The following is a 12,583-nucleotide window of genomic DNA, read 5'->3' as shown; positions in this document are numbered from 1 at the left end:
CCACCAGACCGCCCACGCCACTTTCCGGACCGAGCTCTGGACGACATACCGACTGGTCGGTCATCATGAACGCCGACCCGCCCCCCGTCCCGGAGGTACGCACGATGAGCTCAGCCCCGCCGCCAGGTCTCGATCCCGAGCAGTTGCGCGGATTCCTCGACCGGGAACGGCCGGGACTCGTGCGCGGCCCCCTCGACGCCCGGCTGATCGAGGGCGGCCGGTCCAACCTCACGTACGTGGTCACCGACGGCACCGGCCGATGGGTGGTCCGCCGGCCTCCGCTCGGCCATGTCCTCGCCACCGCGCACGACATGAAGCGCGAGCACCGGGTGATCAGCGCCCTGCACGCGACGGCCGTGCCCGTCCCCGAGACCGTCCTCCTCTGCGAGGACGACACCGTCCTCGGAGCGCCGTTCTACGTCATGGAGTTCGTCGCGGGCACTCCGTACCGCTCGGCGGAGCAGCTCGCCCCGCTCGGCCCCGACCGCACCCGCGAGGCCGTCCTCGGCCTGGTCGACACGCTCGTCGACCTGCATGCCGTGGACCCCGCGGCGGTGGGTCTCGGCGACTTCGGGCGCCCCGACGGCTTCCTCGACCGGCAGCTGCGCCGCTGGGGCAAGCAGCTCGACGCCTCACGCAACCGCGATCTCGCGGGCATCGACGAGCTGCACGCCGCACTCGGCCGCGCCCTTCCGGCCTCCCCCGCGCCGGCCGTCGTCCACGGCGACTACCGCCTGGACAACGTCCTGATCGGCGAGGACGACCGGATCAAGGCGGTCCTCGACTGGGAGATGTCCACGCTCGGCGACCCGCTGACCGACCTCGGCCTGCTCGCCATGTACAGCGCGCCGCTCGACGTCCCGCACTCCCCCGTCAGCACGACCGCCACCGCCGCCGGGCACCCCACGCCCGCCGAGCTGATCGAGCGGTACGCCGCCCGCTCGGGCCGCGACACCTCCGCCATCTCCTGGTACACGGCCTTCGCCTGGTTCAAGCTCGCCGTGATCCTTGAGGGCATCCACTACCGCTACACCCTCGGCCAGACCGTCGGCGCCGGCTTCGACCGCATCGGCGAGCTCGTCCCCGTCTTCATCGAGCACGGCCTCACCACCCTCCAGGAAGGCTGATCCGCCATGGACTTCGCATTCGACGCGCGCACCGAGGAGCTGCGGGCGAAGCTGCTCGCCTTCATGGACGAGCACGTCCACCCCGCCGAGCCGGTCGCCGAGGAGCAGCGCGCACAGCTCGCCTCGCCGTGGGACACCCCGCAGGTGGTGGAGGACCTCAAGGCCGAGGCCCGCCGCCAGGGTCTGTGGAACCTCTTCCTGCCCGATGCCGAGCACGGGGCGGGGCTGACCAACCTCCAGTACGCGCCGCTCGCCGAGATCACCGGCCGGAGCCCGCACCTGGCCCCCACCGCCCTCAACTGCGCGGCGCCGGACACCGGGAACATGGAGGTGCTCGCCCAGTTCGGCGACGAGGCGCAGAAGAAGCAGTGGCTGCAGCCGCTGCTCGCCGGGGAGATCCGCTCGGCCTTCGCGATGACGGAGCCGGAGGTCGCCTCCTCGGACGCCACGAACATCGAGACGCGCATCATCCGCGACGGCGACCAGTACGTGATCAACGGCCGCAAGTGGTACATCTCCGGGGCGATGAACCCCGACTGCGCGGTCTTCATCGTGATGGGCAAGACCGACCCCGAGGGCGCGGACATCCGCCGCCAGCAGTCGATGATCCTCGTGCCCCGCGACACCCCGGGCCTGGAGGTGCGCCGGGCGATGCAGGTGTACGGCTACGAGGACCACTCCCACGGCGGTCACGCCGAGGTCGTCTTCCACGACGTCCGCGTCCCGGCCTCGAACCTCGTCGGCGAGGAGGGCGGCGGCTTCGCCATCGCCCAGGCCCGGCTCGGCCCCGGCCGGATCCACCACTGCATGCGGCTGATCGGCATGGCCGAGCGGGCCATCGAGCTGATGTGCCGGCGCGCCGTCTCCCGTACCGCCTTCGGCAAGCCGATCGCCCAGCAGGGCGTGGTCCAGAACTGGATCGCGGACGCCCGGGTGACGGTCGAGCAGCTGCGGCTGCTCGTCCTGAAGACGGCCTGGCTGATGGACACCGTCGGCAACCGGGGCGCCCACACGGAGATCCAGGCCATCAAGATCGCGACTCCGCGCGCGGTGGTCGACATCCTCGACAAGGCCGTCCAGGTGCACGGCGCGGGCGGGGTCTCGCAGGACTTCCCGCTGGCGGAACTCTGGGCGGCCGCGCGGACGCTGAAGCTGGCGGACGGCCCGGACGAGGTGCACCAGCGGTCGCTGGCACGGCGGGAGCTGAAGAAGTACCTGTAAGTACCCGTACGCAGCAGTTCTCAGGGGCGGAGCGCGCGCAGCAGCAGGTCGGCGAGTTGGTCGGCGACCTGCTGCGGCGTCAGCGGACCGTCCGGGCGGTACCAGGTGGACAGGTGATGGACGGAGCCGAAGTGGTAGTCCACCACCAGGTCCGCCGGGGTGGCGGACGAGAAGACCCCGGCCTGCTGGCCCTCCTCGATCAGTGCGCGGAACCGCTCGTGGTAGCGCCGCCGCTCGGCCCGTACCTGCTTGTTCTTCTCCGGGCTGAGGTGGTGCATCGAGCGGAAGAAGATCGAGGCGTCGTCGAGGTTGTCGATCGTGGTCACGACGACGTCGGCAGCGGCGTCGCGCAGGCGCTGCTCGACCGGGGCGTCGGCGTCCGCGAAGGCGTCGAGCCGCTCCTGCTGGAGCCGCAGGACCCGGGAGTAGACCTCCTGGAGGAGGTCCTCCTTGGAGCCGAAGTAGTGGTAGAGCGCGCCCTTGGTGACGCCCGCCGCCTCCACGATCTCCTGGACGGAGGTGCGGTCGTAGCCCTGCTCCGCGAAGAGCCGGGTGGCGGCGGCCAGCAGCCTCTGGGGGACGGGGGTACCGCTCCCGTCCGTCGTCCTGGCCATGCGCCGCCGCCTCTCTCTGGTGATCATCGGTGTGGGTCGTCCTACGGGTGGGAACGCAGTTCCCTTCTGAGGATCTTCCCACTTGTCGTCTTGGGCAGCTCCGCCAGGATCTCGACCTCGCGCGGATACTTGTACGCGGCGAGCCGCTGCTCGCAGTAGGCGGACAGCTCGGCCGGCTCGACGGCGCCGCCCGGGCGCAGACTGACGTACGCCTTGACCGTCTCACCCCGGTAGGCGTCGGGGACGCCGACGACGGCGGCCTCGCGGACGGCGGGGTGGGTGTAGAGGACGTCCTCCACCTCACGCGGCCAGACCTTGAACCCGGAGGCGTTGATCATGTCCTTCTTGCGGTCGACGACGTAGAGCCAGCCGTCCGCGTCCATGAAGCCGATGTCCCCCGTCCGCAGCTCCCCGTCGGGGAAGGTGGCGGCGGTGGCCTCGGGGAGCCGCCAGTAGCCCGGGACGACCTGTGGGCCGCGTACGGCGATCTCGCCCTGTTCGCCGAACGGCACCTCCGCGCCGTTCTCGTCGAGGATCCGGACGACCGTCTCCGGCCCGGGGACACCGACGGACAGGGTGCCGGAGGCGGGGTCGACCGGGGCCTCCTTCTCCGGCGGTACGGCGGCGCACGGAGCGGTGCACTCGGTGAGCCCGTAGCCGTTGCGGATGTACGGGCCGAAGCCGGCGCGGAACTTCTCCACGAGGGCGGGCGGGACCGGGGCACCGCCCGAGGAGACGACCTGGAAGGAGGAGAAGTGGTCCGGGGTGGCCCCGGGGTGCGCGGCGAGGGCCATGAAGGCCGTCGAGGGGCCGACCGTGTAGGCGGGGCGGTGCTCCACGAACGCGTCGAGGACGACGCCGGCGTCGAAGCGGTAGGCGAGGACGAGGGTGCCGGCGTTGCCGAAGCAGGCGGCGAGTTCGCAGACCAGGCCGGTGATGTGGAAGAGCGGGGCGAGCGCGAAGTAGCCGGCGCCTTCGGGGATCGGATGTCCGGTGCGCTGGCGTTCGGCGTTGTAGGCGATGCCCTTGTGGAGGTTGAGGGCCCCCTTGGGGGTGCCGCTGGTGCCGGACGTGTAGCTGATGAGGGCCACGTCCTCGCCGCTGAGCTCGCGGCCCGCCGGGGCGGGGTGTCCGGCGCGGGCGACGGCGAGGAGGTCGTCCACCTCGGCGGGGACCCGGTCGAAGGCGAGAACGCGCGGGTCGTCGCGGGTCTGGAGGTCGCGTTCGCAGGCGGTGAGCGCGATCCGTACGGGAGAGTCCGCGGCGGTCTTCCGCAGGTACCCGTCCCAGGCGCGGTCGGAGCAGATCAGCGCGACGGCCCCGGAGTCCCGGAGGGCGTGTCCCACCTCGGCCGACTTGTACATCGGGTTGAGCGGGACGACGGTCGCGCCCGCCTTCCAGGCGCCGAGGAGGGCGAGGACGAAGTGGGGGCTGTTCTGGAGCATGATCGCGACCCGGTCTCCGCGCGCCAGGCCGCGGGCGGCGAGGTGTCCGGCGACCGAGTCGGAGAGCGTGTCGGTCTCGCGGTACGTCAGACGGCCGTCGAAGTAGGCGAGGGCCGGGTGCTCGGGGGTGCGGGCGGCTGCGGCGCGGAAGGCGTGCAGCACGGTGGGCGGCGGGGCTATGGGAGCGCTCTGGACCTCGGTGAGCTGGGCGAGCCAGGGCCTGGCGGCGTAGAGCGACTCCGTCATCGGGCCTCTCCCTCCCACTTCCGCTGGATGTGGTTCATGTTGCCGAGCCACCGCTCGGGATCGTTCGCCCGGGCGCGGTAGTAGTCGGCGACCTCGGAGTGCGGGAGGACGAGGAAGCGGTCCGCCTCGATGGCGTCGAAGAGGGAGTCGGCGACGTCCTCGGGCTCGATGGCGGTGGGGGCGAGGACGAGTTCGCCCGCCGATCCGGCGGCGGTGAGCATGTCCGTACGGACGCCCTGCGGGCAGATCGCGTGGACCTTGAGGCCGCGGTGGCGGTAGGTGAGGGAGAGCCACTCGGCGAAGGCGTACGCCCCGTGCTTGGAGACGCTGTACGGGGCCGCGCCCACCATGGTCAGCAGGCCGGCGGCGGAGACGGTGGAGACGAAGCGGCCGCTGCCGCGTTCCAGCCAGTCGGGGAGGAGGGCGCGGGCCGCGCGGACGTGGGCCATCACGTTGACGTCCCAGGCGGCGGCCCAGACGGCCTCGTCGGCGAAGGCGTCGCCCGGCGAGGCGAGTCCGGCGTTGGCGCACCACACGTCGACGGTTCCGCCGAGGGCCTCGCGGGCCTCCTCGACGATCTCCGAGGCGTCACCCGGGACGGCGGTGCCGCCGATCTCCTCGGCCACGGCCTTGGTACGGCCGGGGTCGAGGTCGTTGACGACGACCCGGGCGCCCTCGGCGGCGAACCGGCGGGCCAGAGCGGCGCCGATCCCCCCGCCCGCGCCCGTGACGACCACTCCGGAACCCTGCACCGTACTCATCGAGACCCGCCTCTCCGTTGCCACAGTACCGGCAGACTAACCAGTCGGTATGTCGTGGCGAAAGTCCCGTGCGCACGCCTCGTTCCCTGGGGCCGTCAGGAGCGCTAGCGTGCGTGGCCATGCCAGGGAAGGCGATCAAGGAGGTTTCCGCATGAACCTGTCGAGCCGGTCGAACCCTTCCAGGCGCCGCCTGCTGGCCGCCGGCGGCGCACTGGGGGTGGGCGCGGTGACCGCCCCCACGGCGGTGGCGCACGGGGGCGGCGGACGGGTGCGCACCGGATTCGAGCGGCTGGCTGCCGACGGCTACGCGCCGCTCGCCGGGCAGCGGGTCGGCGTCGTCACCAACCCGACCGGGATCACCTCCGACGTGCGCCACATCGTCGACGTGATGCACGCCGACGACCGGGTGGACCTGGTGGCGGTCTTCGGGCCCGAGCACGGCTTCCGGGGCACGGCGCAGGCCGGCGGTTCCGAGGGCCGCTACGACGACCCCGCGACCGGGCTCCCCGTCTACGACACGTACCTGAAGAGCGGGCAGCCGCTGGCGGACGTCTTCACCGCCTCGGGCGTGGACACCGTGGTCTTCGACATCCAGGACGCGGGTGCCCGCTTCTACACGTACATCTGGACGCTCTACGACTGCATGGTGGCGGCCGCGCTGGCGGGGAAACGGTTCGTCGTCCTCGACCGGCCCAATCCGGTCACCGGGCGGGCGGCGCTCGGCCCGGTCCTCGACCGCGCCTTCGCCACCTTCGTGGGACGCGAACCGATCGCGCAGGCCCACGGGATGACGGTGTCGGAGCTGGCGCGGCTCTTCAACGGGGAGTTCCTGGCGAAGCCGGTGGAGCTGGCGACCGTCCAGATGTCGGGCTGGAGGCGGCGCGACTTCTTCGACGCGACCGGGCTTCCGTGGGTGCCGCCGAGCCCCAACATGCCGACGCCCGACACCGCGCTCGCCTACTCCGGCACCTGCCTCTTCGAGGGCACCAACCTCTCGGAGGGGCGCGGCACCACGCGCCCGTTCGAACTCCTGGGCGCGGAGGGCGTGGACCGGCGGTGGGCCGAGGCCGCGAACGCGCTGGAGCTGCCCGGGGTGCGGTTCCGGGAGGCGTACTTCGCCCCGACCTTCTCCAAGTTCCAGGGGAAGACCGTCGGCGGGGTCCAGGTGCAGGTCCACGACCGGGACGCCTTCGACCCCGTACGGACCGGGATCGGGCTGCTCGTCACCGCCCGGCGCTCATGGAGCGGCTTCGCCTGGCGGTCGGACAACTGGATCGACAAGCTGACGGGCTCGACGCGCGTGCGGACCCTCGTCGACGCGGGCGCGGACACGGACGAGGTCGTGGGTGCGTGGGGCGCCGACCTGGCCGCGTTCCGTGCGGTGCGAAAGGAGTACCTGCTGTACCGGTGACGGCGGTGGGACGGCCGGCGGCGGTGGGGGAAACCCCCGGATGATCACTGGTGCGGGCGGGTTGGCCGCCGGGCCCCGCCGCCGACAGGCTTGATCCATGAAGACGTTGACACGACATCGGTTACCGCTGGTGGGGGCGGTCGTGGCGCTCTGCCTCGCCGCCCTCGCTCCCGCCGCGGGCGCGGACGCCCATGCCGCCCCGGACCCCGCCCGTGAACTCGCCCGCACCGCAGTGCCTCTGGACGACCTGCGGCCGCTGGACCGGATGATCGGATCGGCCAAGGTCCTGGGGATCGGCGAGGCGACGCACAGCTCGGCCGAGTTCTTCGAGACCAAGCACCGGATCTTCGAGCACCTGGTGGAGAGGAAGGGCTTCACCACCTTCGCCCTGGAGGCCAACTGGTCCACCGGGCTGCTGATCGACGACTACGTACGCTTCGGCAAGGGCGACCCGCGCCAGATCCTGAAGGACGAGTTCCAGAACGCCTACCGCTTCTGGAACACCGAGGAGTACCTCGATCTGATCACCTGGATGCGGCAGCACAATCTGCGCCACCCCGGCCACCAGGTGCGGTTCATGGGCAACGACCTCGGCTACGCGGGGCCGAACCTCTTCGACGAGGTCACGGACCATGTCGCCCGCACCCACCCACGGCTGCTGCAGCGCTTCCAGGAGCTGTACCGGGACTCGCGGCCGGTCGGTGACGTCGACAGCTGGATGAACGGGTACCTCGCCAAGCCGTTGGAGGAGCGTCGGCGGATGGCCGCGGACGTGAACCGCGCCCTCGCGCTCCTGGAGGGGCAGAAGCCCGGCCGCGACCGTGAGGCGCACGCCTGGACGGTCCAGCACGCCCGGGCGATCGCCCAGGTCGGCACCGAGATGGCGCACGACACGGAGAGCGCCACCAGCGTCGCCGACGCGATGCTCTACCGCGACCGGATCATGGCCGAGAACACCGTGTGGTGGCAGCGGGCGACCGGCGACCGGATCGTGCTGTCCGCGCACAACAACCACGTCGGCTACGAGACGACGAAGCCGGCCCAGTACCCGCGCCTCCAGGGGGCGTTCCTGCGCGACGCGCTCGGCCGGGACTACGTGAGCATGGGGGCGTCCTTCGGGCGGGGCTCGTTCAACGCCCATGACACCGAGGCGCCGGGCGAGCCGATCCGGGCGTTCACGGTCGGCCGGCCGGGGACGGACAGCGGCGCCGAGACCCTGGACCGGGTGTCGCCGCGCCCCTTCTACCTGGACCTGCGCGCGACGACGCCCGCCGCGCGGAGCTGGCTGGGCGTGCACCGCCCTGCGTGGCTGATCGGCACGGCGTTCCCGTGGGAAGGCAACCAGGCACCGGTCAGGCTGACCACGTCGTACGACCTGCTCGTCCACTTCCCCGAGGTCTCCGCGGCGCGTCTGCGCTGAAAACCTGGCCGTCCCTCCGTGCGCGCAGGATGCTGGCGCGGGAAGAACATCCTCAGCAGCTTCCTCAGGAACTTCCTCAGCACTTCCTCGACGCGGAGGGACGGGCAGGGCATGGCCGGAATGAGTGTGGAGCCGTACCGGGAGATCACCTTCGACAAGGACGGCGACGGGGCGGCCCGGCAGCACGAGGCGCTCGCGGCGCTGGCCGCCCAAGGGGTCACGGATCTGGTGATGTTCGCCCACGGGTGGAACAACACCCGGTCCGTGGCCACCCGCCTGTACGCGGCGTTCTTCGCCCCGTTCCCGCAGACCGTGGAGCGGGACGTGCACCTGGGATACGTGGGGGTGGTCTGGCCGTCGATGATGTTCTCGGACGAGCCGATCCCCGACTTCGAGTCCGTGGCGGCCGTGCACCCGGGCAAGGAGGCGGTGGTGGAGCGGCTCGCCACTCTGCTCGCCGAACAGCCCGACGACGAGGCGGCGTTCGTCGAATTCGGTGCTCTGCTGCGGGAGTTGACGGACACCGACGGATCGCGCGGCCTCGCTGAGGCCGGACCGGACGTCCCGGACTTCCTGCTCGCGGACCCGGTCGCCGTGTGCGCGATGTTCGCCGACGCGCTGGAGGAGGCCGAGGGGCCAGGGAGCGTGCCGACCCCGCGCGAGGCGTTCGGGGGCAGGCTGACGCGGTTCTGGAAGGGTGCCAAGGAGGCCCTGCGCCAGGCCACGTACTACACGATGAAGCGCCGCTCCGGGACCGTCGGCGAGCGGGGCCTCGGCCCGCTGCTCGGCGAACTCGCCCACAGCTCCCCCCGGCTGCGGATCCACCTGGTCGGCCACAGCATGGGCGCCCGGCTCGTCTCGTACGCCCTGCGCGGGCTGCCCGCGCAGGCGCGGAACGTGGCTTCGGTGACGCTGTTCCAGGGGGCCTTCTCGCACTACGCGTTCGCGGCCGCCCTCCCGCACGAACCGGGCCGGGGCGGCGCCCTGCGCGATCTGCAGCGGCGGGTCGACGGGCCGGTGGTCGCCTGCTATTCGCGCCATGACACGGCCCTGCGGGTCTTCTATCCGCTGGCCTCCCGGCTGGCCAGGGACGCCGACTCGCTACTCGCGAGCGACCGGCGCTGGGGGGCGATCGGCCACGACGGCGTCCAGGCGGTCCCGGGCACGCGCTCGGCGACCCTGGCGGCGGCGCTGCGCGACGGCATCCCGGCGTCCGGCTGCGTGAGCGTCGACGCGGCCGCCGTGGTCGGCGAGCACAGCGACATCTGCCACGCGGAGCTGGCCCGGCTGGTGGCGTCGGCGGGACGGTTCGGGGGGCGGTAGGTCAGGCCGCCCGCCGGGCGGCGGCCCGGGCGATGAGACGTTCCATCGTCTCGACCGGCAGCGAGGGGTGGGCGGCGGCCGCGCCGGCCACCCTCCGGTCCGGATCCGCGAGCAGCTCCTCGACGACGTCCGGCGGCAGGGCCGGGTGCACGGCGATCACCCGGAGCGCCTTGCGGACGGAGTCCGCGTCCCGCGCCATCCGGCGCAGCAGCGCGGCGGGGCAGCCGGGGTTGCGCGCGACGGCGCCGTAGACCGGCGGCCCGTGCCGCTCGACGAGGTCGGCGAGCCGCGCCTCGCCGAGACCCGGGTGGGGCGCGATCCGCCGGGCCACCCCGATGTCCGGGTCGGCGGCGAGCCGGGCGGCCTGCGAGGCGGGGAGGCCGGGCCGGGCGGCGACGAGCGCGCGCACCTGGGCCACCCGGCTCGCGGCCAGCTCGGACAGCTCCGCGTCCGTGGCGGCGAGGATGCGCGGCAGCGGCTCGCGCGGGAGCCTCTCGCGCTCCACGAGCGCGGTGAGCAGGGTGAGGGGTACGGCCGGGTTCTCCGCGACGGCCCGGCGGACGTCGGGATCCGGGTCGTCCGCGAGCACCCGGAGCAGGGGCTCCCGCACGCGGGGGTTGCGCGCGACGGTCCTGCGGACGTACGCGGCGGGATGGGCGGCCAGGCGCGGCTGGAAGTGGTCCGGCAGATCGGTCCGTTCCGCGAACTCACCCGCGGCCCAGGGCTCCTCGGCGTCCAGGAACTCCTCCAGGCCGGCCGGGGGCGTCGCGGGATTGGCCGCGGCCGCGTGCCGTACCCGCCGGACGCCGGGCGCGTGGTCGGTGCAGGGCTCGGCGCGACGGTGACATGCGTCACAGCGACTGGGTGCCGGGTGACCGCCGTCGGCGAGGAGGGCGGCGAGCAGGGCGGGCGGTGCGTCCGCGTTCCGGGCGAACTCCACCCGTACGACGACGTGGGGATGGCGGGCGAGTTCCTCGGAGAGGTCGGCGGAGAGCTCGGCGGACTGGGCGGCGCACTCGGCGACGTACGGCTCCGGGTCGCGTGCGAGGGCGGCGAGGACGTCGGGCGGCAGCCCTGTGACGTACAGGGCCAGCTCGCCGCGGACCTGCGGGTCGGGGTGCGCGGCGAGCGCACGTACCGCCGCCTCGGGGGCGATCCCCGCCTGCGCGGCGGCCACCAGGAGGTCGGGGTCGTCGCGGGGCACCTCGGCCCAGGGAATCCTGCCGCCGGCGACGAGCGTCCAGAGGTCCACGTCGTCGTGGGCGCGCAGGGCGCGGGCCCGGGCCTCGGTGAGGTCGTCTCGGCGCGCCAGGAGTAGGCGGACGTCCTCGTCACCGGCGTCCGCCAGCGGCTGGAAGAGCCTCTCCGGCAGCGCCGGATTGTCCGCGAGACCCGCCAGAACGTCCTGCAACAGATCTCCCCCGCGCGCCTCTGATGGCCCCCATCGAATTTTCGATGGAACACGAACGGGTACTCGTTCGTCCATTCCATAACGTCCTTGACGCCGAAGTACCAGCGACGGAGGTGCGGAGCGATGGCGGGTTTCCGGAGTCTTGCGAGACAGGTGCGCGATCCCGGGAGTGACATGGCGCTGCGGAGGTATTCGCTGCGCAAGTGCCTGGAGCGGTTCGCCCCTTACGGGCACCGCGCGACCTGGGACCACCTGTGCCGCAGGCACGGGTTCGGGCCCGAGGACAGGGAGCTCGATCCGGGGCGGCTGGTGGCCGCGCTGGAGGAGCTGGAGGAGGCGCGGGCGGTCTGGCTCGCGTACGAGAAGGAGTTCGCGGCGCGTCGGCGGCGCGAGAAGCACGAGGGCCTGCGCCGGCCGGGCGCGCTGGACGACTGGCACCGGCGGACGTGGGGCGGCAACGGAGTGGCGCGGTGTGACGATCCGGGCGTGCACCCGACGGAGCCGCTGGCCGAGGTGTTGCGGCGGTTGATCGCCGCGCTGGAATCCGCGCCCGGGGAGCACTGCCCGGTGTGCGCGGGAGACCGGATCGAATGGCGGCCGGACCTGGCGGACGAGCCCTGGTTCGGCCCGGTGTGCGCGGACTGCGGCGTGGTCGTGCCGCGGGCGGTGCTGACGGCGGGTGCGCTGGCGCGAGCTCGGGGAGAGTCTCTGCTCGCTCTGGCGTCGGTGGCCTAGTCACGGTGGAAGACGAGACGCGGGGGCAACGGGGCCACGGGGGACGCGCGGGCGACGGGGACAACGGGGGCCCGCGTTGCTGCAGGTATGTCTGAACGGGACCCGGGGGCCGGAGGACTCCGCGGCGGTGCCGATGTCACCGGGCGCGATGGCGGAGTCGGCGGCGCGGGCCGTCGCGGCGGGGGCGCGTGACGTCCATGTGCACCCCAGGACGCCGTGCGGCGGCGACACGCTGTCGCCCCGGGTCCTCTCGGTGACGCTGGCGGCGCTGCGGGAGGCGGTCGGCGTCCCGGTGGGTGTGACGACCGGCGCGTGGGCCGAGCCCGATCCCGTACGCCGGGTGGAGCGCGTCCTGACCTGGACGGACCTGCCCGACCACGCGTCGGTGAACTGGCACGAGCCGGGCGCGGAGGAGCTGGCGGCCGTCCTCCTGGAGCGCGGGGTGGCTGTGGAGGCGGGGCTCTGGTCGGGCACGGACGGACCGGAGCGCTTCCTCCGTTCGCCGCTGGCACCGCGGGTGCTGCGGGTCCTCGCGGAGGTCACCGACCACGACCCCGCGACCGCGGAGTCCACGGCCCGTTCGCTCCTCGCGGAGCTGGGGACGGCCCACGGCCTGCCGGTCCTCCTCCACGGGGAGGACGGCGGGGCCTGGCCGGTCCTGCGGCTGGCCCGCCGCCTCGGTCTGGCCACCCGCGTCGGTCTGGAGGACACGCTCGTCCTTCCGGACGGCTCCCGCGCGGACTCCAACGCCCAACTGGTCGCGGCCGCACTGGCGATGAACGATGTCGCGGCCGGCTCCGAGGCCGGCTCCGCGTAGTCGAAGGGCGCGACGCTACCAGAGCGGAAATCAGTGGCCCACCCGAATTCCC

General features: G+C 73.0%; 11 protein-coding genes. 7 read left to right on the top strand and 4 right to left on the bottom strand.

The features are described 5' to 3' along the window. The first annotated feature begins 104 nt into the window (after positions 1–104). Positions 105–1,127, top strand: coding sequence for a phosphotransferase family protein (locus ACF1G2_RS20150; protein ID WP_391799578.1), 1,023 nt, complete (start codon positions 105–107; stop codon positions 1,125–1,127). Between the two features lie 6 nt (positions 1,128–1,133). After that, entirely contained in the window at positions 1,134–2,348 is a 1,215-nt protein-coding gene (locus ACF1G2_RS20145; RefSeq protein WP_391799577.1) for an acyl-CoA dehydrogenase family protein, read from the top strand. 20 nt (positions 2,349–2,368) lie between these two features. On the opposite strand, the gene ACF1G2_RS20140 is transcribed toward ACF1G2_RS20145, so the two are convergent. The 3 genes from ACF1G2_RS20140 to ACF1G2_RS20130 are packed head-to-tail and all read right to left on the bottom strand — an operon-like array spanning position 2,369 to position 5,414. After that, on the bottom strand, positions 2,369–2,962 hold the full coding sequence (locus ACF1G2_RS20140) for a TetR/AcrR family transcriptional regulator (protein ID WP_361601442.1): 594 nt from the start codon (positions 2,960–2,962) through the stop codon (positions 2,369–2,371). A gap of 41 nt (positions 2,963–3,003) precedes the next feature. After that, positions 3,004–4,653 carry a class I adenylate-forming enzyme family protein gene (locus tag ACF1G2_RS20135; RefSeq protein ID WP_391799576.1) on the bottom strand — a complete coding sequence of 550 codons (1,650 nt, stop codon included), beginning with the start codon at positions 4,651–4,653 and terminating at the stop codon, positions 3,004–3,006. Next, positions 4,650–5,414, bottom strand: coding sequence for an SDR family oxidoreductase (locus ACF1G2_RS20130; RefSeq protein ID WP_391799575.1), 765 nt, complete (start codon positions 5,412–5,414; stop codon positions 4,650–4,652). Before ACF1G2_RS20130 ends, ACF1G2_RS20135 begins: the two co-directional genes overlap by 4 nt. Positions 5,415–5,565: 151 nt before the next feature. Between ACF1G2_RS20130 and ACF1G2_RS20125 the strand changes: the two genes are divergently transcribed. The 3 genes from ACF1G2_RS20125 to ACF1G2_RS20115 all read left to right on the top strand — a co-directional run bounded on the left by ACF1G2_RS20125 (position 5,566) and on the right by ACF1G2_RS20115 (position 9,568). Continuing rightward, positions 5,566–6,825 (top strand): exo-beta-N-acetylmuramidase NamZ domain-containing protein, encoded by a 1,260-nt coding sequence (locus tag ACF1G2_RS20125; protein WP_391799574.1) that lies wholly within the window; start codon positions 5,566–5,568, stop codon positions 6,823–6,825. 97 nt (positions 6,826–6,922) lie between these two features. Further along, positions 6,923–8,245 carry an erythromycin esterase family protein gene (locus tag ACF1G2_RS20120; RefSeq protein ID WP_391799573.1) on the top strand — a complete coding sequence of 441 codons (1,323 nt, stop codon included), beginning with the start codon at positions 6,923–6,925 and terminating at the stop codon, positions 8,243–8,245. Positions 8,246–8,356: 111 nt separating this feature from the next. Beyond that, on the top strand, positions 8,357–9,568 hold the full coding sequence (locus tag ACF1G2_RS20115; protein ID WP_391799572.1) for an alpha/beta hydrolase: 1,212 nt from the start codon (positions 8,357–8,359) through the stop codon (positions 9,566–9,568). A gap of 1 nt (position 9,569) precedes the next feature. Here ACF1G2_RS20115 and ACF1G2_RS20110 read toward each other — a convergent pair whose 3' ends face one another. Then, positions 9,570–10,979 (bottom strand): hypothetical protein, encoded by a 1,410-nt coding sequence (locus tag ACF1G2_RS20110; RefSeq protein WP_391799571.1) that lies wholly within the window; start codon positions 10,977–10,979, stop codon positions 9,570–9,572. Between the two features lie 123 nt (positions 10,980–11,102). Here ACF1G2_RS20110 and ACF1G2_RS20105 point away from each other — a divergent pair, with 123 nt between their 5' ends. Together ACF1G2_RS20105 and ACF1G2_RS20100 are read left to right on the top strand one after the other, a co-directional pair. Further along, complete coding sequence (locus tag ACF1G2_RS20105; RefSeq protein WP_391799570.1) at positions 11,103–11,714, top strand: hypothetical protein; 612 nt, start codon at positions 11,103–11,105, stop codon at positions 11,712–11,714. Between the two features lie 76 nt (positions 11,715–11,790). Further along, complete coding sequence (locus ACF1G2_RS20100; RefSeq protein WP_391799569.1) at positions 11,791–12,531, top strand: 3-keto-5-aminohexanoate cleavage protein; 741 nt, start codon at positions 11,791–11,793, stop codon at positions 12,529–12,531. Positions 12,532–12,583: the final 52 nt, after the last annotated feature.

The organism is Streptomyces sp. NPDC013457 (genome assembly GCF_043089925.1).
Classification (GTDB): Bacteria; Actinomycetota; Actinomycetes; order Streptomycetales; family Streptomycetaceae; genus Streptomyces.
Note: the sequence above shows the minus strand (reverse complement) of the source record. Positions and strands in the feature narration are given on the sequence as shown.

Excerpts from the sequence above, each read along its gene's own strand:
- ACF1G2_RS20150 (WP_391799578.1), top strand. The coding sequence starts at position 105 with ATGAGCTCAGCCCCGCCGCCAGGTCTCGATCCCGAGCAGTTGCGCGGA.
- ACF1G2_RS20105 (WP_391799570.1), top strand. The coding sequence starts at position 11,103 with ATGGCGGGTTTCCGGAGTCTTGCGAGACAGGTGCGCGATCCCGGGAGT.
- ACF1G2_RS20135 (WP_391799576.1), bottom strand. The coding sequence starts at position 4,653 with ATGACGGAGTCGCTCTACGCCGCCAGGCCCTGGCTCGCCCAGCTCACC.
- ACF1G2_RS20145 (WP_391799577.1), top strand. The coding sequence starts at position 1,134 with ATGGACTTCGCATTCGACGCGCGCACCGAGGAGCTGCGGGCGAAGCTG.
- ACF1G2_RS20125 (WP_391799574.1), top strand. The coding sequence starts at position 5,566 with ATGAACCTGTCGAGCCGGTCGAACCCTTCCAGGCGCCGCCTGCTGGCC.
- ACF1G2_RS20120 (WP_391799573.1), top strand. The coding sequence starts at position 6,923 with ATGAAGACGTTGACACGACATCGGTTACCGCTGGTGGGGGCGGTCGTG.
- ACF1G2_RS20130 (WP_391799575.1), bottom strand. The coding sequence starts at position 5,414 with ATGAGTACGGTGCAGGGTTCCGGAGTGGTCGTCACGGGCGCGGGCGGG.
- ACF1G2_RS20115 (WP_391799572.1), top strand. The coding sequence starts at position 8,357 with ATGGCCGGAATGAGTGTGGAGCCGTACCGGGAGATCACCTTCGACAAG.
- ACF1G2_RS20140 (WP_361601442.1), bottom strand. The coding sequence starts at position 2,962 with ATGGCCAGGACGACGGACGGGAGCGGTACCCCCGTCCCCCAGAGGCTG.